Consider the following 22,443-nt stretch of genomic DNA (forward strand, 5'->3'; position numbering starts at 1 on the left):
GCGCCCGGCGTCTGAGGATGCAACCACATGAGGCCATTGCCACCCTGGGCCGATCTGTTGCTGCTGCCGCTGCTCAACCTGGCCCTCGCCCTCGGCGTCTCGGCGCTGGTCGTGCTGGCGGCGGGGCAATCACCGGTGGGGGCCATGCGCGCGCTGCTGATAGGCAGCTTCGGATCGTGGGATTCCGTGGGCTACACGCTGTTCTACGCCACCGACATGATCTTCGCGGGCCTTGCCGTGGCCATCGCCTTCAAGTGCGGGCTGTTCAACATCGGCGTCGAGGGCCAGGCGGCAATCGGCGGGCTGGCGCTGGCGCTCGTCTGCCTCGGCCTCGATGCGGCGCTGCCGGCGGCGCTGCTGCTGCCGCTCGCCATCCTCGGCGGGGCGGCGGGGGGCGCGCTCTGGGGCGCGGTGCCGGGCTGGCTGCAGGCGCGGCGCGGCAGCCACATCGTCATCACCACCATCATGTTCAACTTCATCGCGGCGAGCCTGCTGGTCTACCTGCTGGTGAACGTGCTGATCGAGCCGGGCCAGATGGCGCCCGAGACACGCCGCTTCGCCACGGCCTTGCCGCCGCTCTCGGCCTTCGGCTTTCCCGGCCATGCGCCGGTGAATGTCACGCTGATCCTCGCCCTTCTGGCCGCGCTCGGCGTGTGGCTGCTGGTCTGGCGCACGCCCTGGGGCTACGGGCTGCGCGTCGCGGGTGCGAACCCCGAGGCCGCGCGCTATGCGGGCATCGACCACGGGGCGCGCATCATCCTCGCCATGGCGATCTCCGGCGCGCTGGCCGCCGGCATCGCGGTGAACGAGTTGCTCGGCACGCACCAGAAGCTGCTGCTGAACTTCACCGGGGGTGCGGGCTTCACCGGCATCGCGGTGGCGCTGATGGGGCGCAACCACCCGGCCGGCGTGCTGGCCGCCGCCTTGCTGTTTGGCGCGCTGGCGCAGGGGGGCGCGGAACTCGCCTTCGAGATGCCGGAAGTGCCGCGCGACCTGGTGCTGGTGGTGCAGGGCCTCGTGATCCTGTTCACCGGCGCGCTCGGCGGGTTGCTGCGCGCGCCGCTGGCCCGGCTGCTGGCGCGGGGGGGCTGAGGGGATGGAGGGCGCGCTCGACCTCATCGTCTCGGTGCTCGCGGCCACTCTGCGCACCGCCACGCCGCTGATCCTGGCCGCTTTGGCGGGGCTCTTCGCGGAGCGCGCGGGCGTGGTGGATGTGGGGCTGGAGGGCAAGATGCTCGCCGGCGCCTTCGCCGCCGCCGCCACGGCCTCGGTCACCGGCAGCGTCTGGATGGGGCTGGGTGTGGCGATCCTGGCCTCCAGCGCGCTGGCGCTGGTGCATGGGCTGGCCTGCGTCACGCTGCGCGGCAGCCAGGTGGTCTCGGGCATGGCGATCAACGTGCTGGCGGTGGGGCTGACGGCGACGCTGGCCATCGCCTGGTTCCGCATGGGCGGGCAGACGCCGCCCCTGCCGCCATCGGCGCGCTTCCCGGCCCTGCCGCTGCCCGGCGCCGAGGTGATCGGGCAGATCCCGGTGCTCGGGCGGCTGCTGGTCTCGGTGGTCGGCGGGCACACCGCGCCGGTCTACATCGCCTTCGCGCTGGTGCCGGTGGCGAGCTTCGTGCTGTGGCGCACGCGCTTCGGGCTCAGGCTGCGCGCCTGTGGCGAGAATCCGGGCGCGGTGGATGCGGCCGGCATCTCGGTCGCGCGGCTGCGCTATGCGGGGGTGCTGATCGCGGGCGTGCTCTGCGGCGTGGCGGGGGCGGCGATCTCGACCGCGCAGGGGGCGGGGTTCGGCACGGAGATGACGGCCGGGCGCGGCTTCATCGCGCTGGCCGCGCTGATCCTCGGCGCCTGGAAGCCGGGGCCGGTGCTGGCCACTTGCCTCGCCTTCGGGCTGCTCGATGCGGTGGCGATCCGCCTGCAGGGCGTGCCGATCCCGGGCCTGGGCGTGGCCTTCCCGGTGCAGGCGGTGCAGGCGCTGCCCTATGTGTTGACGGTGGTGCTTCTGGCCGGCTTCGTCGGGCGCGCCGTGCCGCCGAAAGCGGCCGGCGTGCCCTATGTGAAGGAAAGGTAGGGGAGAGCCGCGCCCTCCCCTGGTGCATCAAACGCCGAGCGTGCCCGCCCGCGCCGCGTCGTAGCGCGCGCCGATCTTCGCCCAGTCGAGCACGTTCCACCAATTCGTGGAGTATTCGGCACGGCGGTTCTGGTAGCGCAGGTAGTAGGCGTGCTCCCACACGTCGTTGCCCATCAGCACACGCTGCCCGTCGAACAGCGGATTGTCCTGGTTCGGCCGCGTAACGATGGCGAGCCGGCCTTCGCGCGTGACGGTGACGAAGGCCCAGCCCGAGCCGAACACGCCATTCGCCGCCGCGTTGAAGCGCGTGCGGAAGGTGGCGAAATCGCCGAAATCCTGCGCGATCGCAGCCGCCAGCGCGCCCGTCGGCTCGCCGCCGCGCCCGCCCATGATGGCCCAGAACATGGTGTGATTGGCGTGGCCGCCGCCATTGTTGCGCACGGCGGTGCGCACGCTCTCCGGCACCTGGCCGAGATTCATCAAGAGCTGGTCGAGCGGCAGGGCCTGCAGCGCACTGTGCTCGCGCAGTGCGTTGTTCAGGTTCGTGACCTGCGCGCCGTGATGGAAGCGCCAATGCAGCTCCATGGTGCGCGCATCGATCGCGGCCTCGTTCGCGTCGAAGGCATAGGGCAGGGGCGCATGGGTGTGCGGGCCCGTGGCGGGTGCGGCGGCCTGGGCGAAGCCCGTGCGCGGGACGGCGAAGAGCGCGGGCACCACCAGCGTGGCGGCGCCGAGCAGGCTGCGGCGGGAGAGGGCGGTCATTGAGGCGTTCCCCTTGGTTCGTGAAGGACTGAGAACGAGCTTACCCGAAATGCCCGCGCCACCACGCGACAAATCGGCCAAGCCCGGTACGCAAATCGGTGGTCGGCGCCCAGCCGAAATCGCGCCGCATGGCCGAGACATCGGCATAGGTGGCGGGCACGTCGCCCGGCTGCATCGGCCTGAGGTCGCGGATCGCGCGCACGCCCAGCAATTCCTCCAGCATCGCCACCATGTCGAGCAGCTGCTCGGGGTGGCTGTTGCCGATGTTGTAGAGCCGGTGCGCGGGTGCGGCCGGCGGGTGGTCGAGCGCCGCGATCACGCCGGCCACGATGTCGTCGATGTAGGTGAAGTCCCGCCGCATGTCGCCCTGGTTGAACAGCGCGATCGGGCGGCCCTGGAGCATCGCCTCGGTGAACAGCCAATAGGCCATGTCGGGCCGGCCCCAGGGGCCATAGACGGTGAAGAAGCGCAGCCCCGTCAGCGGCAGGGCGTAGAGATCGGCATAGGATTTCGCCATCATCTCCACGCCGAGCTTGGTCGCCGCATAGAGCGAGGCCGGGCGGTCCGCCACGTCGCTCTCCCGGAACGGCCCGTCGCGGCGCGACCCATAGACCGAGCTGGTCGAGGCATAGACGGTGTGGCGGATCCGCCCCTCCGCCCGGCGCACGCCCTCGAGGATCGAGAGCGAGCCGGTGACGTTGGCGGCCGTATAGGCGAAGGGCGCCTCGAGCGACCAGCGCACGCCCGCCTGGGCGCCGAGATGCGCGACGCGGTCGATCCCCGTCTCGGCGCGCATCAGGCCCAGCACGGCGTCGCTGTCGGCCAGGTCGATGCGGTGCAGGGCGAAGGCGCCGGGGGCGGCCGCGCCGGTCAGCGCCGCAAGCCGGGCCTCCTTCAGCGCCGGGTCGTAATAGGCGTTGAGATTGTCGAGACCCACCACCTGCTCGCCGCGCGCCAGCAGGGCCTGGCACAGATGCGCGCCGATGAAGCCCGCTGCGCCGGTGACCAGCACCTTGCCCATGCTCAGCGGCACCCCGGCGCGGGCGGGCGATCAGGCATGCAGGGGGCGGTCCTCACCGTGGTTTGCCCCCGTATAGAGCAATAGGCGTTCAGATGGAATCATCTGAACGCATTTCTTGCTCTAGATTCAATGGTTTCTGGAGCACGAGCTGGGTTCATGAGAACGCGGCGTGCTCTAGCGGCGCAGCCCGCGCGCCGCCATCCGGGCGCCGGCCATCCCCCCCGCGGGCTACTCCAGCACCTCGGCCGGCGGTTCGTAGTCGGTCTCGTAGAGCGCCACGGTCTGGGTCTTGCCCGGCTGCCAGTCCGGGTTGCCCCAGGCGGCCATCTTGCCGGGGTTGAGCAGCCCCTTCGGGTCGGCCAGCCGCTTGAAGTCGAGCTGCGCCTGGTCCACGCGCTTCATGCCGCCCTCTTCCAGCAGGAAGGTGTGCGGGTTGAAGATGGCCGAACCCGCTTCCTCATGCAGGCGCATGATCTCCTCCAGCCGCTCTTCCGTGGTGAAGCGCACGATGGGGAGCCCCACGGCACAGACCGGGCCGCCGAAGCGCACGAATTCCAGATGGTAGAGCACCTCATCGCCGAACTGCTTCTCGAGCTTCGCGATCAGCTCGAGGTGGTTCGGCGCCGGGAACAGGTTCTGCAGATAGGTGATGGTCTTGTCGGTCTTGAGGATCTGCAGCGTCGTGTGGTTCCAGGAATGCTCGTAGAGCGGCACCGCGGCCTCGGCCGTGGGCTCGCGCAGGATCTCGAGCCCGCCATGCCCGGCGATCAGCGGCTCGACCGCTTCGAGGAAAGGCGCCGCGATCATCAGGCAGGCCACCGCCATGCCCGCCGGCACGCGGCCGCCCCAGGCCTTGAAATGGTTCTGGGCCAGCGGCGCGGGCACGACGCAGGCGAGCTTCTTCGCCACGCCATCCATGCGCGTGAAGGCATCCGCGAAGCGCGCCGCGCCCATCAGCGAGGGGAAGGCCACGACCACGTCCACCCAATCCCAGGCCGGCGCCAGGGGCAGTTCGATCTCGGTGATGATGCCGTTGGTGCCATAGGCGTGGTTGGCCTGGGCGATGTCGGTGCCGCGCAGCTCCAGCACGCGCGGCGCGGCCTCCATGGTGATGACCTTGAGGCCGAAGAGGTTGCCCGGCTCGCGCAGCCCGCCATAGGTGGTGCTGCCCACGCCGCCCGACCCGCCCGCGACGAAACCGCCAAGCGTGGCGGTGCGCAGCGTCGAGGGGTGGAAGCGCAGCTCGCCGCCGACCTGCGCGCGCAGCGCGGCATCGATGTCGATCAGCTTCGCGCCCGCCTCGATCCGCGCCACGCCGGGCTTGGCCCAGAGGATGCGGTCGAAGCCCGTCATGTCGAGCACGATGCCCCCCTGCAGCGGCATGGCCTGGCCGTAATTGCCCGTGCCCGCGCCGCGCGCCGTCACCGGCGCGTCATGGGCGTAGGCGGTGGCGAGCAGGGCGATCAGCTCGGCCTCGCTGCGCGGTGTCACCACCGCCTCGCCCGTCACCTTGTTGAGCTGGCGCTTGAGCACGGGCGAGTACCAGAAGAAGTCGCGCGACTTCTGCCGCACCAGGGCCGGGTCGGTGGTCCAGTCGAGCGCGGGCAGGGCGGCCATCACGGCGGCGACGTCAGGCATGCGGGCTTGGTTCCTCGGAGAGCCAGGTGTCGAGATCGAAGGCGGCGAGTTCTTGCAGCCTCAAGCTGAGGTGCGTTGCCGCATTGTCCAGGAGGGCGGCGCCCCGTTCGGCGGTGGCCCCCTGCGCATCGCCCACCGCGCCGGCCGGTTGCAGGTCCTCGGCCAGCCAGCCGAAGGGCGCGCCCGCCTGGGGGTGCAGCGCGGGCGCGGCATTCGCCATCGCCTGCCAGCGGCTGGCGAAATCCCGCGCGCGGTCCATGCGGACCAGATCGGGCGCGAGGGTCAGCATCAGGCTGGTTTCCTCCCGCCCCGCATGGATTCCCCAGACCCCCTCGACCGGGTCGCGCAGCGCTTCGGGCCTGGCCATGCGCGCCCAGGCGGTGGTCAGCACCAGCATGGCGTGGTCGATGCGCAGCCGCCGCGCCGCCGTCTCCAGCACCGGCACATTGCCGCCATGGCTGTTGAGAAAGACCAGCCGCCGCACCCCCGCGCGCGCCACGCTCGCGCCGATGTCGGTGAGCAGCGCGAGCAGCGTCTCGGGCGATGCGGTCAGCGTGCCGGGATAGTGCAGATGCTCGACCGAGAGCCCCACCGCCTGCATCGGCAGCACCAGCACGGGCAGATCCGCCGGCAGCTTCGCGAGGGTGGCGCCGAGCACGCCCTCGCCGATCAGGCGGTCCACCGCGACGGGCAGATGCGGGCCGTGCTGCTCGATCGCGGCCACGGGCTGCACCGCGATGGTGTTCGCCGGCAGGTCGCGGAATTCGGGCCAGGTCAAATCCTGCCAGAAGCGTGGGCCGGGCAAGGGGAAGCCTTGTTGCGCGGGGGGATCGGGTGTTGCGGATATCCAAGCGCCGGTCGCCGCGCAAGCAGCATGGACAGGCGCGCGGCGGCTCTGGCAGCCTTTCACCGCCCCCGTACAGGATTCCCGCCCATGCCGTTGGTGCCCCGCCGCCTGCTGCTCGGCGCCCCGCTCGGCCTGCTCGCGCCGGCTGCCCAGGCGCAGACCCCGTGGCCGGAGCGCGCCGTGCGTCTGGTGGTGATGACCCCGCCGGGGCCGGGCAGCGACCAGATGGCGCGCGCGCTGGCCGGCCACTACCAGACCGCGCTGGGCCAGCCCTTCGTGGTGGAGAACCGGCCCGGCGCGGGCGGCGCCATCACGGCGCAGGCGGTCGCTTCGGCAACCGACCGGCATGTGCTGGGGCTCGTCTTCGGCGGGCCGACCACCACGGCGCGGCTGCTCAACCCCGGCCTGCCCTACGACCCCGCCACGGCCTTCAGCAACGTGACGCTGCTGACGCGCTCCCCCTTCGTGCTGACGGTGCATCCGTCCTTTCCCGCCAGGACCTGGGCGGAGTTCCTCGCCGCGGTGCGGGCCGCGCCGGGGCGTTATCGCTACGCCTCCATCGGGCCGGGCACGACGACCCATCTGGCGATGGAGGAGTTCAAGCAGCGGCTGGGACTCGACCTCGAGCACGTGCCCTATCGCGGCTTCGCCCCGGCGACGCTCGACCTGCTGGCCGGGCGCGTGGAGGTGATGTTCCACTCGCCCTTCTCGGCGCTGCAGCACATCAATGCCGGCGCGCTGGTGGCGCTCGCCCAGACCGGCGCGCGGCGCGTGGCGCAGATGCCCGAGGTGCCGACGCTGATCGAGGTGGGCGAGCCGGCGGAAGCCAGCTTCTTCGGCTGGACCGGGATCATCGCGCCGGCGAATTTCCCCCCTGCGGCGGCCGAGCGGCTCGCGCAATTGACCCGCGAGGCGATGGCGCGCGACCCCGCGGCGCGTGGCGGCATGGAGGCGACAGGGGCCGAGATCGTCGGCTCCTCGCCCGAGGAGATGACGGCGCTGAAGCGGCGCGAGACGGCGCGCTGGGGGGCGGTGATCACCTGGCTGGGGCTGACCGTCACGGATTGAGCGCTGCCCGATTGGTGGGCGCGGGCGAGCATGTCCGACAGCAATTAGTTCATTGACAGAATTGAGTTGGCAGAGGTCCTATTTGGCAACAAAGCCAGAGGCGGGCAAAAAATTGCGTCCTTCTTCTCCCATGTTTGTTCTGGCCTTGGCGGCCGGCCTGGGCCTTTCGGGATGCGCCTTGGCGCCTGCGCGGTTGGATGCCGAAGCACAGTGGAGCGAGGCGATCAGCCAGCTCGGCCTGTTCCCGATCTACCCACCTTCCGAAGATGTGATGGTGGGGGATGTCTTCCTACATCTGCCAAATGCTCATTATCTCGACCTCGTGCGGATCACCGCGGCACCGCGCGGGCCTTTGGCCCGACAGCTCTGCTTCCAGGAACAGGACCGCCTTGTCTCGGACTCGCTTGTGCGGAACGATGAGGGTGTATTGCAAGCCACGGCTGGCGTCAGTGGCGCTGTGAACGCCGACCGGGATTGCGGTCAATTGCGGGGCCAGCATCGCGTAGCGAGCCACATGCAGCCCACCACAGCGACCCATGTGACGCGGCTCCGCGAGGCGGCGATCCCAGCATTGGAGGTGGGCCGTTTCAGCGAAGGAGAGATCGCCGGAGCCGGCCTGCTGGGCAATATCGGTGCCTCGCTTGGAATCGGCTGGTCGAGCGGAGCCGCGACGCGTGTTGAATTGCGGCATCTCCAGACGTTGACGCTCGAAGAATTGCGCGGCTCGCGTTTGGTTGAGGACGTTGCGATCGAGCGGGTGCGGCAAGCGCAAAGCGAGGCCCATGCCCGGGAAGTCGCAGCGCGTTCGGGCCAAAGAGTGCCGGGCGGAACGGGGCGCAATGTGCGTATCCACAATCCGCTGACCCCCCTAATGCTGGCGCGATCTCTTTCGCTGAACGAGACACGAAACGGTGGAACCGCGGGCAGGGATTTCTGCGCCGCCCGATTTGACCAGCTTGAGAGTGCCGGGATCAGGATCATCGTCGCCAACCGCGTTCTCTATGCGTCCGGTGTTACCTTCAACTTCCTAACCGAGGATGTGGCGGTGGTGCGGCTCGGCCTGGAGTTCGCCAGCGCGCTGGCCAATCGGCCGCAGGCGCCAGCCGTGGTGTCGTTGCCCGGCGCCCCCGTCGTCACGCCGCCCTCCGGGGACAACGCGGCGCCAAAACCTGCGGATCCGCCCCGATCGGCTGCGGCCTTCCCTGGTGAGTTCGACGCGCAACGCGCGCAGATGCTAAGCAACATCAATCGCGTGATGGGGATGAGTGCCAACACGCCGGGCCAGGCCCAGGCGCGTCTCGTCGCGGGGCGTTTCGGCACCCTCGCACTCGAGCGCGACTTCACCCGTCCCGCGGCTGTGGGCATGGGTGCGGCGCTACACTTCTCCATCGCCGATGCCGCTCTGCCAGCGGATGAGAACGAGATTCAGGACGCCGTGCAGTTCTGCAATGCCATGTACGGGGCGCCGCCCGATGCCTTCGCTGCGCGGCTGCGAGCAAACCATAGGTGGGTACAATACCTGGAGCGACGCGATTCGGGCGTGACTGCCGCGCAAGCGCTCATGAACCTGCCTGCGGGCCTGCCTGCGCGCGTGAGTCCCGTGCCTCAAAGGCGGCCGGAAGCGCCTTCCTTCGGTCTAGCGCGCGTACGTCTGTAGCCCCGACTGGCGGTCGCCGGGCCAAACCCCTCAGGTGGCGATCTCAACCAGCACCGGCACGTGGTCCGAGGCCTTCTCCCAGCCCCGCGCATCCTTCAGCACGGTGTGGCTCACAAGGCCCCCCGCGAGGTCCGGCGAGACCCAGACATGGTCGAGCCGCCGCCCGCGATCGGACGCACGCCAATCCGCCGCACGGTAGCTCCACCACGTGTAGAGCTTCTGGTCGTGGGGCACGAAGTGGCGCAGCGCGTCGTGCCAGGCGCCGGCGCGCATCATCGCGGTCAGCGCCTCGGTCTCGACCGGCGTGTGCGAGACCACGTCGAGCAGCTGCTTGTGCGACCAGACATCATGTTCGAGGGGGGCGATGTTGAGGTCGCCCACCAGCACGGCGCGCTTGAAGCCGCCGGCGGCGTGACGCGCGGCCGACCAGGCGGTAGCCTCGGCGACGAAATCGAGCTTGTGGGCGAACTTCTCGTTCTTCGCGCGGTCGGGGATGTCGCCGCCGGCGGGGATGTAGAAGTCGTGCAGCTCGACCGGCCCGCCCGGCGCGTCGACCAGGGCCGCGATGTGCCGGCAATCCCCCTTGCCACACCAGTCGGGTGTCTCCTCGTGCAGCGTCAGCGGCAGGCGGGAGAGGATGGCGACGCCGTTGTAGCCCTTCTGCCCGCGCACCACGCGATGCGCGAAGCCAAGGGCGGCGATGCCCTCATGCGGGAAGAGCTCGTCGGGGCATTTGGTTTCCTGCAGGCAGATCACGTCGGGGGCGAGGGCCCCGACGAGATCCGCCAGCAGCGGCAGCCGCAACCGGACCGAGTTGATGTTCCAGGTCGCGATTCGCAGCGGCTGCCGGGCCGGCATCAAACAATCCGGGTGGTGATGGTGCCCACGCCCTCGACCATGCCTTCCAGCAGGTCGCCCTTGACCACGGCGGCCACGCCCTCGGGCGTGCCGGTCATGATCAGGTCGCCGGGCTCGAGCCGCACCAGGCCGGAGAGGTTGGAGATCACTTCCGGCACCGACCAGATCAGCTTGGCGAGGTCGGAGGTCTGCGTGACCTTGCCGTTCACCTTCAGCTCGATCTTGCCCTTGGAGCCGTCGAAGCTGCCATCGTGCTTCACCAGCAGGCCCATCGGCGCGGAGAGGTCGAAGCCCTTGCCCATGTCCCAGGGGCGGCCGGTCTTCTTCGCCTCGTTCTGCAGGTCGCGGCGCGTCATATCCAGGCCGCAGCACCAGCCCCAGACATGCTTCAGCGCGTCGGCCTGGGCGATGTTCACGCCGCCGGTACCGATGGCGACCACCAGCTCCATCTCATGGTGCAGCGACTTGGTAGCGGCCGGATAGGGCATGTCGGCGCCGTTGATCACGACCGCATCGGCCGGCTTCGCGAAGTAGAAGGGCGGCTCGCGCGTCGGGTCGGAGCCCATCTCGATGGCGTGCTCGGCATAGTTGCGGCCGACGCAGAAGATGCGGCGCACCGGGAACTTGCCGCCGCCGGCGACCGGCAGGAAGGCCTGGGCGGGCGGGGGAATCACATACTCGGCCATGCGGGGTCGATCCTTCGGGTGTTCTGAAACGGGCGGGACCATAGAACGCCCGCGCGCCCGCGCAAGGGCGCGGCCGCAATCGCTTGCAGAGACCCGCCAAAGAAAACGCCCGGTCAGGGGGGTGACCGGGCGCACTCTTCAACCGTAGTTCCGATCGGAGTGGTCGGGCGGGCCGGCAGGGGAACCGGGACCGCCGCCAGCGGAAGACGCCGGCTTCGGGAGAGTAGCGCGCCTGCCACGCGGATTGCAAAAGGCGAATTGTGGCAGGGGCGGAAAGTTCGCGCGGACGTGACCCCAGCGCTTCACGCCCGCGATCGCCGGGCGGCCGCTTCAGGCCGGCACGCCCTTGCTGGTGGAGTATTCGAAGTGCAGCGCCTCACCGGGGAAGACGCGCGGATGGATGGCGTGCGCCGCCATCGCGGCTTCCGAGAAGCCCTGCAGGATCAGCTTCAGCTTGCCGGGATAGGTCGCGATGTCGCCGATGGCGTGCAGGCCGGGGATGTTCGTTTCGCAGGTGGCGGGGGCGACCGCCACATGGCTGCGCTCCAGCCCCAACCCCCATTCGGCGATCGGGCCCAACTCCATGGACAGGCCGAAGAAGGCCAGCAGGTGGTCCGCCGACACGGTCTTCACCTCGCCCTTCAGCGTCGCCAGCGTCACCCCGGTCAGCGCGCCCGATTCGCCCTCCAGCCCCTGCAGCTGGTAGGGGATGGCGAGGTCGATCTCGCCCCGCTCGCCGGCTTCCTTGAGCTGTGCGGCCGATTCCGGCGCACAGCGGAACTTGTCGCGCCGGTGCACCACGGTGACCCGCGCGGCCACCGATTTCAGGCTGAGTGCCCAATCCACCGCCGAGTCGCCGCCGCCTGCGATCACCACGCGCTTGCCGCGGAACTCCTCGCGCCGTGCGACCATGTAGCGCACCGCACCCGTGGCCTCGAATTCGGCAAGCCGCTCCAGCGGCGGGCGGTTGGGGCCGAAGGCGCCCGCGCCCGCGGCCAGGATCACCGCCTTGGCGCGCACGCTGTCGCCCGCGCTGGTGGTCAGCACGAAGCCGCCCTCGGTCTGCGTCAGCCCCTCCACGCGCCGGCCAAGCAGGTAGAGCGGGCTGAAGGGCGCGGCCTGCTTCTCCAGCGCGGCGATGAGATCGCCCCCCGTGACCTCGGGATGGGCGGGGATGTCGTAGATCGGCTTCTCGGGGTAGAGCGCGCTGCACTGGCCGCCGATGGCCTCGAGCGTGTCGATCACCACGGATTTCATGCGCAGCATGCCGCATTCGAAGACGGCGAAGAGCCCCACGGGCCCCGCGCCGATGATGGCCACATCCGTCTCGATCACCGACGCCATTGCCCGCATCCCCTTGCAATCCGCGATCCCTTGGCCGAAGCGCCGCGCGGGATCAAGGCGTGGCGTGCAGATTGGCCAGCCCTGCCTTGTGTCGAGGGGTGGCGCGGGGGCAGATTGCGCCCGGATGCCGGACCCCTTGCGCCTCGACCTGCCTGACGAAGCCGCCACCGCGGCGCTGGCGGCGCGTGTCGCGGCCCTGGCGCGGCCGGGCGATGCGGTGCTGCTGGAGGGCCCGCTGGGCGCCGGGAAATCGAGCTTCTGCCGCGCCTTCCTGCGCGCGGCGAGCGGCGATGCCGGCCTCGAAGTGCCCTCGCCCACCTTCACCCTGGTGCAGGAATACGCCCTGCCCGGCACCACCGCCTTCCATTTCGACCTCTGGCGACTCGACGGGCCCCAGGGACTGGCCGAGCTGGGCTGGGAGGAAGCGCGCGCGGGCATCGTGCTGGTGGAATGGCCCGACCGGCTGGGCGCGCTGCGGCCGGATGGCGCGCTGGCGGTCAGCCTCGCCGCCGGGCTGGAGGAGGACGCGCGCATCGCGACCCTCGCCGGCTGGCCCGAGCGGCTTGCAGGGCTCGCCGCGTGAGGCCGGAAGCCGAGGCCTTTCTCGCCGCGCAGGGCCATGCCGCGACACCGCGCGTGGCGCTGCCGGCCGATGCGTCCTTCCGCCGCTATGTGCGGCTGGCGGGGGGCGTGCTGCTGATGGATGCGCCGCCACCGCAGGAGGATATCCGCCCCTTCATCGCCATCGCGGCGCATCTGCGGGGCATCGGGCTCTCGGCGCCGCGCATCCTCGCCGCCGATGTCGCGCAGGGTTTCTGCCTGCTCGAGGATTTCGGCGCGCAGACCGTGGCGCAATTGCTCGATGCCGGGGCCGAAGCCCGCCCGCATTACCTCGCCGCGACGGCGGCGCTTGCGCGGTTGCACGCCGCCCCGCCGCCGCCGGGCCTGCCCCCATGGGGGGCGGCGCGCATGGCGGAGACGGCGGCGGCGACCTTCCTCGAGTGGTGGTGGCCGGCGCAATTCGGCACGCCACCCAGTGAGTCCATCCGGGCCGAGTTCAACGCCGCGATCCACGCCATGCTCGCGCCCTTCGCGCAGCAGGGCTTCGTGCATCGCGATTTCTTCCCGGCCAACCTCATGCCGCTGCCCGATCGCGCGGCGCCGGCGGATGTCGGGCTGCTCGACTTCCAGGACGCCGCGCTGGGCCACCCGGCCTATGACCTCGTCTCGCTGGTCGAGGATGCGCGGCGCGATGTCGATGGCGATGTCCGCGCTGCCTGCATCGACCACTACCTCGCGCTGCGGCCCGAGCTGGACCCGGCGGGGTTCCGCGCGGCGATGGCGGCCATGGCCGCGCAGCGGCATCTGCGCGTCGCCGCGCTGTGGGTGCGGCTCGCGCAGCGTGACCACAAGCCAGGATACCTCATCCACGGGCCGCGCTGCTGGGCGCTGCTCGATCGTGCGTTGCGCCATGACTCCACGGCGCCGCTGCGCGACTTCCTCGATCGACATGTCCCGCGCGCGCTGCGACAGACGCCGCGCGCGGTGCAGGAGAGTGCGGCATGATCAAGCTCACCCACGCCATGGTGCTCGCCGCCGGGCTCGGCACGCGGATGCGCCCGCTGACCGAGGACACGCCCAAGCCGCTGCTGCCGCTGGAGGGGCGTTCCCTGCTGCATCACGCGCTGGACCGGCTGCGCGATGCGGGCGTGCAGCACCATGTCGTCAACGCGCATTGGTTCGCCGACCAGGTGGCGGCCGCCGTCGCCGACCACGACGCGCCCGGCCGCGTGCTGCTGCGCGAGGAGGTGCTGCTCGAGACCGGCGGCGGCGTGCGCGCCGCCCTGCCGCATCTGGGCGGCGGTCCTTTCGCCGTGGTGAATGGCGACGCCTTCTGGCTCGATGGCCCCACCCCCGCGCTCGAGCGCCTCGCGGCGGCCTTCGACCCGGCGGAGATGGACGCGCTGGTGCTGCTGGTGCGCACGCATCAGGTGGATGGCGAGACCGGGCGCGGCGACTTCCTGCTCGACCCGATGGGCCGCGCCCGCCGCCCGAAGGAGCGTGAGATCGCGCCCTATCTATTCGGCGGCGTGCAGATCCTCACGCCCGGCCTGTTCGCGGAGACGCCGGAAGGCCCCTTCAGCCTCAACCGGATCTATGACCGCGCCATCGAGTCGGGCCGGCTCTACGGGCTGGTGCATGACGGCGCGTGGTTCCACCTCTCCACCCCGCGCGACCTCGACCGTGCGGAGACGATGCTGCGCGCGGGCATGCTCACCGCCCTTTTTTGAGCCGCGGCCGCTCGAAGCCGCCACGCCAACCCTTCTCGCAGCCGCGGTAGCCCAGGAGAAACGGTCCCGCATGAGGCTCTTCGACATCCCCGCCGAGCTGCCCTTCCTGGATGCGCTCGCGGCGGGGGTGCTGGAAGAGCTGCGCGGGTCGGGGCCCGAGGCGCTGGCGCGCGTCACCATCCTGCTGCCCACCCGCCGCTCCGCGCGCGGGTTGCGCGACGCCTTCCTGCGCGCCGCCGAGGGCAAGGCGCTGCTGCTGCCGCGCATGCGCGCTTTGGCGGGGCTCTCCACCGAGGATGCGGATGAGCTGGCGCTGCCCGCCTTGCTCGACCTGCCGCCGGCGGTGCCCGCGCTGACGCGCCAGGCGGTGCTGACCGCGATGGTGCAGCGCCTGCCGCCGCGCCATGGCGGCGTGGCCACGCCGGAACAGGCCTGGGGCCTCGCCGGCGAACTCGCGAAGCTCTTCGACGAGATCGCGCTGGAAGAGGCCGATACCAGCCTGCTCACCCCCGACCGCGCCGCCGCCTTCACCGAATCCTGGCTGGCGCGGCTCGAGGGGCTGGTGCCGCCCGAACAGGCGCAGCATTGGCAGATCACCACCACCTTCCTGCGCGGCATCGCGCTGGCCTGGACCGGCTGGCTGGAGGAACGCGGGCTGCTCGACATCGGGCTGCGCCGCGTGCTGGCCCTGGGGGCGCAGGCCGAGGCCTGGCGCGCGACTCCGCCGGCCGATCCGGTAATCGCGGCGGGCATCGGCGTGGGCGGCACCATCCCCGCCGCCGTGGCGCTGCTGCGCGTGGTCGCCGGCATGAAGCGCGGCGCGGTGGTGCTGCATGGGCTGGATCGCGCCGCCCTGGGCGAATTGGCGGAGTCCGTCGCGCAGGCGCCCACCCATCCGCTGGCGAGCCAGGTCCGGCTGCTGACGCTGCTCGGCGCCGCGCCGCGCGACGTTGCGCGCTGGCCCGGCTGCGCGCGGGTCGCCCCCACCGCGCCCGCCGCGCGCGTGGCGCTGCTCGACATGGCGCTGCGCCCGCCCGCCGGCATGGCGGCCTGGACGCAGCGCGAGCAGGCGCGCTGGGCGCCGGGCCTTGCGGGGCTCACCTATCTCGCCGCGCCCGATTCGCAGGCCGAGGCGGCGGCGATCGCGCTGACGCTGCGGGAGGCGCTGGACGTGCCGGGCGCGCGCGCCGCGCTGGTCACGCCGGATCGCGACCTTGCGCGCCGCGTCTCCGCCGCGCTGATCCGCCACGGCATCCTCGCCGATGACAGCGCCGGCGAACCGCTGGGCGAGACGCCGACGGGCGCCTTCCTGCGGCTGCTGGCCCAGGTGGTGGCCGAGGATTTCGCGCCCGTCCCGCTGCTCTCCCTGCTCAAGCATCCGCTCGCGGCCGCCGGGATGGCGCGCAACGACTTCCTCGATGCCGTCAGGCTTCTCGAGCGCCGGGTGCTGCGTGGCGCGCGGCCGCAGGGTGGCCTTGCCGGGCTGGGTGCCGCCATCGACGCGCTGCCCGAAAGCGACACGAAGCCGCGCCTCCTCGCGCTGCACGCCGCCCTCGCAAGCGCCTTCGCGGGGTTCGAACGGCTGGGCGGTGCATCGCGCCCGCCGGCCGATCTGCTCGCCGCCCAACTCGCCGCCGCCGAGGCGCTGGCCGGCACGCCCGACATGCCCGGCGGCCTCAGGCTCTACGGCGCCGAGGAGGGGGAGGTGCTGGCCACGCATCTCGCGGATCTCGCCCCCGCTTTGGCGCTGCTGCCGCCGATCGGCCCGAGCCTCTGGCCCGGCCTGTTCGACGCGACGCTGCAGGGCGTGGCCGCGCGCTCCATCCGCGCGGCGCGCGGGCGCGATGGCGGCGTGCATCCGCGCGTCGAGATCCTCGGCCTGCTGGAAGCGCGGCTGCTGACCTTCGACCGGGTGGTGCTCGGCGCGCTGGACGAGACGGTCTGGCCGCTCGCCACCGATCCCGGCCCCTGGATGAGCCGGCCGATGCGCAGCGCCTTCGGCCTGCCGGAACCCGAGACGCGCATCGGCCGCGTCGCCATGGATTTCTGTCTGTTTGCCTGCGCCGCGCCCGAGGCGGTGCTCTCCCGCGCCGCGCGGCGCGGGGGCGCACCCACCGTGCCGGCGCGCTGGATCACGCGGCTCGAGACCTTCCTCGCCGGGCAGGATCTGCGCCTGGCGCGCAGCCCCATGCCTGGCCTTGTCGCGTTGCTCGACCAGCCGGAGGCGGTCACGCCCGTGCCGCGCCCCGCGCCGCGCCCGGACCGCGCGTTGCGGCCGCGCGAGATCAGCGTCACCGAGGTGGGGGACCTGCTGGCCGATCCCTTCGCCTTCTACGCGAAGCGCGTGCTGCGGCTGCGCCCGCTCGATCCGCTGGATGCCGATGTCGGTGCGCTGGATTACGGGCAGATCGTGCACGCCGCGCTGGCCGGCTTCGTGCGGGCGCTTGACGCCACGCCGGGCAGCTGGCCGGGCGAGGACGCCGCGCGCGCGATCTGGGCCGAACAGGCCGAGGCCGCGCTCGCCGCGCAGGGCCCGCGCCCCGCCCTGGCCGCCTTCTGGCGCCCGCGCCTCTCGCGCATCGGCGATTTCGTGATCGGGGAGGAGGCCGGGCCGCGCGCGGCGGCGCGCATCGTGCGCAGCTGGACGGAGATCGAAGGCAAGCTGCTGCTGGAACGCCCGCGCGGGACGGTGACGCTGAAGGCGCGCGCAGACCGGATCGATCGCTGCGCCAGCGGATCCTTCGCCGTGCTGGACTACAAGACCGGCACCACGCCGAAGCCCGCCGACCTCGCCGATGGCCGCGCGCCGCAATTGCCCCTGGAGGCCGCGATGCTGGCCGAGGGCGGCTTCGGCAAGGCGCTGCAAGGGCAGGCGCGCGCGCTGACCTATTGGAAGCTCTCGGGGGGCGAGACGGCCGGCGAGGTGAAGGAGATGGCGAGCGAGGCCGCGGATGTCGCGGAACTGGCCGGGCTCGCCCTGGAGAAACTCGGTGCGCTGGTGGATCGCTTCCTGCTCGGCGACGCCGCCTTCCCCGCGCGGCCGCATCCGGGGCGCAGCGCACGCGGGACGGAGTACGACCAGCTTTCGCGCTACGCCGAATGGGCGGATGCGGAGGAGGAGGAGTGAGCGCGCCGGATGACCGGAGGGGCGAAGGCCCCGGAGGTCTGAATCCGTCGCGCCAGGCAATATCCTTGTCTCCACGTCAGGAAGCGCAGCGTGCGCAGGGCCGCGCCTCCGATCCGCTCGTCTCGGCCTGGGTCGGCGCCTCAGCGGGGTCGGGCAAGACCAAGGTGCTGACCGATCGCGTGCTGCGGCTGCTGCTCGCACCCGGCACGCGCGCGGGGGCCATTCTCTGCCTGACCTTCACCAAGGCCGCGGCGGCGGAGATGGCGAACCGGCTGGCGCGCGAGCTTGGCGCCTGGGCGGTGCTGCCGGAGCCCGAACTCTCGGAAAAGCTCACCGAGCTTCTGCAACGCGCGCCGCAGCGTGATGATCTCGACCGCGCGCGCAAGCTCTTCGCCGAGGTGCTGGACCTGCCCGGCGGCATGCGCATCAGCACCATCCACGCCTTCTGCCAGTCGCTGCTGCGCGCCTTTCCGCTCGAGGCCGGGCTCGCGCCGCAATTCTCGGTGGTCGAGGACGCGGATGCGGCGGCGATGCTGGCCGAGGCGCGGGAGGCCGTGCTCGGCGCGCCTGCGCAGCACCAGGGCGCGCTCGAGGCGCTGGCCGGCCTCGTGCCGCCGGATCGCTTCGCCGCGCTGCTGCAGCGCCTGGTGAAGGATCGCGAGCGCCTGGCCGCCGCGCTGAGCGCCACGCACGACCTGCCCGGGCTGCTGGCCGCCATCGCGGCGCATCTCGGCCTGCCCGCCGGCGCGCATGAGGGGGCGCTGGTCGCGGATGCGGTGGCGGAGACGGGGGCGGACCTCGTCACCGCCGCACGGCTGCTCGAAGCAAGCCGAAACAAGAACGACCAGGAGCGTGGGCGGGCGATCCTCGACTTTCTCGCTCTCGCCCCGTCGCAGCGTGCGGCGCAATGGACCGTCTGGGTGAAGATCTTCCTGACGCTGGAGGCCACGCCGCGCGCGCGGCTTGCTACACGCGATGTCGGGCCGCGCCAGGGCGAATGCGCGGCGATCCTCGGCGCGGAAGCCACGCGCGTCGCCGCCATCGAGGGCGGCCGCCGCGCCGTGCGCCTGCTCGCCGCCACGCGCGCGCTGCTCAGCCTCGGCGCGCCGGTGCTGGAGGGCTATCGCCAGCGCAAGCAGGCGGCGGGGCTGATGGATTACGACGATCTGATCCTCAGCGCGCAGCGCGTGCTGCGCGACCCGGGCAGTGCCTGGGTGCTGTTCAAGCTCGACAACGGGCTGGACCACCTACTGCTGGACGAGGCGCAGGACAGCAACCGCGCGCAATGGGGCATCGCCGCCGCGCTGACCGAGGAATTCTTCGCGGATACGCAACGCTCCCGCACGATCTTCGCCGTGGGCGACACGAAGCAATCGATCTACGGCTTCCAGGGCGCCGATCCCGGCGGCTTCGCGCGCTGGAAGCAGGAATTCGCGCGGCGCGCCGCCCTCGCCCAGGCGGAGCTGCGCGACGTGCAGCTGCAGGTCTCCTTCCGCTCCACCGCGCCGGTGCTGGCGCTGGTGGATGCGGTCTTCGCCCAGGGCGCGGCGCGCGAGGGCGTGGTCGCGCCGGGCGAGGTGCTGACGCATCGCGCCGACCGGCTGGGCCAGGCGGGGCTGGTGGAACTCTGGCCGATGCTCGATGGCGCCGAGGCCACCGCGCCGCCGGCCTGGGAAGTGCCCGAGGCGCCGGAATCCGCGACCGGCCCCGATGCGCTGCTGGCCGAGGCGCTGGCGGCGCGGATCCACCATTGGCTCAGCACGGGCGAGGCCCTGCCGGCGCGCGGGCGCACCATGCGGCCGGGCGATATCCTGGTGCTGGTGCGCAAGCGCTCCGGCGCGCTGATCCCCCGCCTCGTGCGCGCGCTGAAGCGCTACGGCGTGCCGGTGGGCGGGGCGGACCGCATGGTGCTGGTGGAACAGCTCGCGGTGCAGGACCTGCTGGCGCTGGGTGATGCGGTGCTGCTGCCGGAGGATGACCTGCAACTGGCGGCCGCACTCACCTCGCCGCTGATCGGGCTGAGCCAGGACCAATTGCTGGCGCTGGCCGCGCCGCGCCGGGGCAGCCTCTGGGCCGCCCTGCTGGCCGAGCGCGGGCGCGACACGGAGGAAGGACGGGCGGCGGATTTCCTCGCGCATCTGATGGCCCGCGCCGACCTCATCACGCCCCATGCGCTCTATGCCGAGGTGCTGGGCGAGCATGGCGGCCTCGGCAGATTGCTGGCGCGGCTCGGGCCGGATGCGGCGGATCCGGTGGCGGAATTCCTCAACGCCGCGCTCGACCATGGCGCGCGCCACCCGCCGAGCCTGCAGGGCTTCCTCCAGTGGCTGCGGCGCGGCGGCGCCGAGGTGAAGCGCGAGCAGGAGGGCGGGGCGGATTCCGTGCGCATCATGACCGTGCATGGCGCGAAGGGGTTGCAGGCGCCGGTGGTGATCCTGCCCGACACGACCAGCGCCGGGCGCGACCAGGGCGATGTGCGCTGGCACATGCCCGAGGAGGGCCCGCCCTTGCCGCTCTGGGCGCCGAACGCGGCGCATCACGCCCCCGCCTACACCGACCTGCTGGAGGCCGAGAAACAGGCCCGCGCGGCGGAGGAGCATCGCCTGCTCTACGTCGCCCTGACCCGCGCCGAGGATCGGCTGCTGGTCTGCGGCTGGCAGAAGAGGCCGCCCAAGGACCGCCCCTGGAAGGAGGGCAGCTGGTACGACCTGATCGCCCAGGGTTTCGCCGGGGCCGAGACCGCGCCCTTCGCGCCGCAGGAGTTCGGCGCGCCGGCCGAGGCGCGCTTCCAGCAGGCCACGCTCCGGCGCCTCGCCGCGCCGCAGGCGGCCGCGCCGCGCGCGGAGGACCAGAAGGGCGCCGATGCCCCCGCCACCCTGCCCGATTGGGCGCGCCGCCCCGCCCCGCCCGAGGCGGTGCTCGATGCGCTGGCCCCTTCCGCCGTGCCGGCCGAGACGGAGACGCCCGCCGCCGCCCCGCATGGCGCGGGCGACCCGACCGGGCGGCGCTTCCGGCGCGGGCGGCTGGTGCATGCGCTGTTGCAGCATCTGCCCGAGCAGGCGCCCGACTCCCGCGCTGCCCTCGCCGCCGCCTATCTCGCCCGGCCCGGCCATGGGCTGGCGCCGGCCGAACAGGCCGAGACGCTGCGCGAGGTGCTGGACCTCTTCGCCCGGCCCGAACTCGCCGAGGCCTTCGGGCCCGGCGCCCTGGCCGAGGCGCCGATCGCCGGGCGGATCGGCGACCGGCTGGTGAGCGGGCAGGTGGACCGGCTGCTCATCACCCCCGAGCGGGTGCTGGTGCTGGACTACAAGACCAACCGTCCCCCACCGGAGACGCTGGAGGGGGTGCCGGGCCTCTATCTGCGGCAGATGGCGGCCTATCGCGCCGTGCTGCGCCAGGCCTTTCCGGGCCGGGCGGTGGCCTGCGCGCTGATCTGGACCTACAGCGCGCGGCTCATGCTGCTGCCGGATGAGATGCTGGATGCCCATGCATTGCCTGCATGACCCCGCGCAACGGTCGGATGGCACCCTTGCTTGAACAGGGCGAACGCCGCCACGATCTTGCCATCAACCCGGTCTTCCGCCCGGGACCCTCTGGAGACCCCCGATGAGCGAACTCACCAAGGCCGTGACCGACGACAGCTTCAAGACCGATGTGCTGGAGGCCCCCGGCCCGGTGCTGGTGGATTTCTGGGCCGAGTGGTGCGGCCCCTGCCGGATGGTCGCCCCGATCCTGGACGAGATCGCCAAGGAATATGCCGGCAAGCTGACGGTCGCGAAGGTGAACATCGACGACAACCCGATGACGCCGAACGACTACGCCGTGCGCGGCATCCCCACCATGATCCTGTTCAAGGACGGCAAGCCGCTCGACACCAAGGTCGGCGCGATGCCCCGCAGCGCGATGAAGGACTGGATCGCGGGAAAGATTGGTTGATCCGCCGGGCGCTTCTCGCGCTCGTCGCTTTGCTGCCCTGCGCCGCCGCGGCGCAGGAAGGGGAGGTGGTGCGCTCGGAGGCCGCGAGCTTCCGCCTCACCACCTTCGCCACGGGGCTCGAACACCCCTGGGGCGCGGCCCTGCTGCCCGATGGGCGGCTCCTGGTCACTGAACGGCCCGGGCGGCTGCGGCTGGTGGGCCTGGATGGCGCTCTCTCCGCGCCCCTGGCCGGCGTGCCGCAGGTCGAGGCGCGCAGCCAGGGCGGGCTGCTCGACATCGCCCTCGCGCCGGATTTCGCCACCACGCGCGAGCTTTACCTCTGCCACGCGACGCTGGTGCAGGGGGGCGCGCTGACGCGGTTGACCCGCGCGCGGCTGGCCCCCGACGCATCCGCGCTGCTCGGCGCCACGCCGATCCTGGATGCCACGCCGGCCCAGGCCAATGGGCGCAACCATTACGGGTGCCGGATCGCCTTCGGCACGGACCAGCGCCTCTATCTCTCCACCGGCGACCGCCAGGCCGACATGATGCGCGCCCAGCGCCTGGATGACCTCGCCGGCAAGGTGCTGCGGCTGGAGCGCGACGGGCGGATCCCGGCCGACAACCCCTTCCTCCGCCAGGAGGGCGCGCGGGGCGAGATCTTCAGCTACGGCCACCGCAACCCGCAGGGCCTGGCGCGCAACCCCTGGACCGGCACGCTCTGGCAGGCGGAGTTCGGCGCGCGTGGCGGGGATGAGATCAACCTGCTGCGCCCGGGTGCCAATTACGGCTGGCCGCTGGTCACGCATGGCGTGAACTACAACGGCACGCCCATCGGCAGCGGCAAGACGGCGCCGGGGATCGAGGCGCCGGCGCGGTTCTGGACGCCCTCCATCAGCCCCTCGGGCATCGCCTTCTACACCGGCAGCGCCTTTCCGGGCTGGCAGCGCAGCCTGTTCGTCGCGGCCCTCAACCCGCCCGGCCTGGTGCGCCTGGCCACCGAGGGCGACCGGATCCTGGCCGAGGAACGGCTGCTCTTCGACCGGCGGATCCGGATGCGCCAAGTGGTGGTGGCAGGGGATGGCGCGCTGCTGATCCTGACCGATGAGCGCCAGGGCCGCATCCTCCGGTTGGGGCCACCGTAACAATTTAACG

Annotated in this window: 18 protein-coding genes; 11 read left to right on the forward strand and 7 right to left on the reverse strand. The window is 71.9% G+C overall.

The features are described 5' to 3' along the window. The first annotated feature begins 27 nt into the window (after positions 1 to 27). Together AC2D9U_RS07035 and AC2D9U_RS07040 are read left to right on the forward strand one after the other, a co-directional pair. Positions 28 to 1,092, forward strand: a complete 1,065-nt coding sequence (locus AC2D9U_RS07035) for an ABC transporter permease (RefSeq protein WP_484747644.1) — start codon at positions 28 to 30, stop codon at positions 1,090 to 1,092. A 4-nt stretch (positions 1,093 to 1,096) separates the two neighbouring features. Beyond that, positions 1,097 to 2,074 (forward strand): ABC transporter permease, encoded by a 978-nt coding sequence (locus AC2D9U_RS07040; RefSeq protein WP_484747646.1) that lies wholly within the window; start codon positions 1,097 to 1,099, stop codon positions 2,072 to 2,074. 27 nt (positions 2,075 to 2,101) lie between these two features. Here AC2D9U_RS07040 and AC2D9U_RS07045 read toward each other — a convergent pair whose 3' ends face one another. The 4 genes from AC2D9U_RS07045 to AC2D9U_RS07060 all read right to left on the reverse strand — a co-directional run bounded on the left by AC2D9U_RS07045 (position 2,102) and on the right by AC2D9U_RS07060 (position 6,300). Next, positions 2,102 to 2,836, reverse strand: a complete 735-nt coding sequence (locus tag AC2D9U_RS07045; RefSeq protein ID WP_484747648.1) for a superoxide dismutase — start codon at positions 2,834 to 2,836, stop codon at positions 2,102 to 2,104. Positions 2,837 to 2,876: 40 nt separating this feature from the next. Beyond that, positions 2,877 to 3,857 (reverse strand): NAD-dependent epimerase/dehydratase family protein, encoded by a 981-nt coding sequence (locus AC2D9U_RS07050; protein WP_484747650.1) that lies wholly within the window; start codon positions 3,855 to 3,857, stop codon positions 2,877 to 2,879. A gap of 228 nt (positions 3,858 to 4,085) precedes the next feature. Next, positions 4,086 to 5,495, reverse strand: coding sequence for an FAD-binding oxidoreductase (locus AC2D9U_RS07055; protein ID WP_484747651.1), 1,410 nt, complete (start codon positions 5,493 to 5,495; stop codon positions 4,086 to 4,088). Next, the gene (locus AC2D9U_RS07060; RefSeq protein ID WP_484747653.1) at positions 5,488 to 6,300 is read right to left on the reverse strand and encodes a creatininase family protein; all 813 of its coding nucleotides are present in this window, start codon (positions 6,298 to 6,300) and stop codon (positions 5,488 to 5,490) included. Before AC2D9U_RS07060 ends, AC2D9U_RS07055 begins: the two co-directional genes overlap by 8 nt. Before the next feature lie 129 nt (positions 6,301 to 6,429). Here AC2D9U_RS07060 and AC2D9U_RS07065 point away from each other — a divergent pair, with 129 nt between their 5' ends. Further along, entirely contained in the window at positions 6,430 to 7,410 is a 981-nt protein-coding gene (locus AC2D9U_RS07065) for a Bug family tripartite tricarboxylate transporter substrate binding protein (protein ID WP_484747655.1), read from the forward strand. 130 nt (positions 7,411 to 7,540) lie between these two features. Then, entirely contained in the window at positions 7,541 to 9,067 is a 1,527-nt protein-coding gene (locus AC2D9U_RS07070) for a hypothetical protein (RefSeq protein ID WP_484747656.1), read from the forward strand. A gap of 30 nt (positions 9,068 to 9,097) precedes the next feature. Here AC2D9U_RS07070 and AC2D9U_RS07075 read toward each other — a convergent pair whose 3' ends face one another. The 3 genes from AC2D9U_RS07075 to AC2D9U_RS07085 form a co-directional block, all read right to left on the reverse strand. After that, positions 9,098 to 9,925 (reverse strand): exodeoxyribonuclease III, encoded by an 828-nt coding sequence (locus AC2D9U_RS07075; RefSeq protein WP_484747658.1) that lies wholly within the window; start codon positions 9,923 to 9,925, stop codon positions 9,098 to 9,100. Then, the gene (locus tag AC2D9U_RS07080; protein ID WP_484747659.1) at positions 9,925 to 10,611 is read right to left on the reverse strand and encodes a fumarylacetoacetate hydrolase family protein; all 687 of its coding nucleotides are present in this window, start codon (positions 10,609 to 10,611) and stop codon (positions 9,925 to 9,927) included. Before AC2D9U_RS07080 ends, AC2D9U_RS07075 begins: the two co-directional genes overlap by 1 nt. A gap of 330 nt (positions 10,612 to 10,941) precedes the next feature. Beyond that, on the reverse strand, positions 10,942 to 11,955 hold the full coding sequence (locus AC2D9U_RS07085) for an NAD(P)/FAD-dependent oxidoreductase (RefSeq protein ID WP_484747660.1): 1,014 nt from the start codon (positions 11,953 to 11,955) through the stop codon (positions 10,942 to 10,944). 124 nt (positions 11,956 to 12,079) lie between these two features. Between AC2D9U_RS07085 and tsaE the strand changes: the two genes are divergently transcribed. The 7 genes from tsaE (at position 12,080) to AC2D9U_RS07120 (ending at position 22,433) form a co-directional block, all read left to right on the forward strand. Next, a complete protein-coding gene (tsaE, locus tag AC2D9U_RS07090; protein WP_484747662.1) occupies positions 12,080 to 12,538 on the forward strand; it encodes a tRNA (adenosine(37)-N6)-threonylcarbamoyltransferase complex ATPase subunit type 1 TsaE in 459 nt (152 codons plus the stop codon). After that, positions 12,535 to 13,521, forward strand: a complete 987-nt coding sequence (locus AC2D9U_RS07095) for an aminoglycoside phosphotransferase family protein (RefSeq protein ID WP_484747664.1) — start codon at positions 12,535 to 12,537, stop codon at positions 13,519 to 13,521. Before tsaE ends, AC2D9U_RS07095 begins: the two co-directional genes overlap by 4 nt. Next, the gene (locus tag AC2D9U_RS07100; protein ID WP_484747665.1) at positions 13,518 to 14,246 is read left to right on the forward strand and encodes a nucleotidyltransferase family protein; all 729 of its coding nucleotides are present in this window, start codon (positions 13,518 to 13,520) and stop codon (positions 14,244 to 14,246) included. Before AC2D9U_RS07095 ends, AC2D9U_RS07100 begins: the two co-directional genes overlap by 4 nt. Positions 14,247 to 14,316: 70 nt before the next feature. Continuing rightward, a complete protein-coding gene (gene addB / locus AC2D9U_RS07105; protein ID WP_484747667.1) occupies positions 14,317 to 17,373 on the forward strand; it encodes a double-strand break repair protein AddB in 3,057 nt (1,018 codons plus the stop codon). 65 nt (positions 17,374 to 17,438) lie between these two features. Beyond that, on the forward strand, positions 17,439 to 20,876 hold the full coding sequence (addA, locus tag AC2D9U_RS07110) for a double-strand break repair helicase AddA (protein ID WP_484747669.1): 3,438 nt from the start codon (positions 17,439 to 17,441) through the stop codon (positions 20,874 to 20,876). A 103-nt stretch (positions 20,877 to 20,979) separates the two neighbouring features. Continuing rightward, positions 20,980 to 21,309 (forward strand): thioredoxin TrxA, encoded by a 330-nt coding sequence (gene trxA / locus AC2D9U_RS07115; protein ID WP_484747671.1) that lies wholly within the window; start codon positions 20,980 to 20,982, stop codon positions 21,307 to 21,309. Beyond that, the gene (locus tag AC2D9U_RS07120; protein ID WP_484747672.1) at positions 21,306 to 22,433 is read left to right on the forward strand and encodes a PQQ-dependent sugar dehydrogenase; all 1,128 of its coding nucleotides are present in this window, start codon (positions 21,306 to 21,308) and stop codon (positions 22,431 to 22,433) included. The genes trxA and AC2D9U_RS07120 overlap by 4 nt, the downstream gene beginning before the upstream one ends. The last annotated feature ends 10 nt before the right edge of the window (positions 22,434 to 22,443 follow it).

Source organism: Roseomonas sp. TF40 (assembly GCF_057219975.1).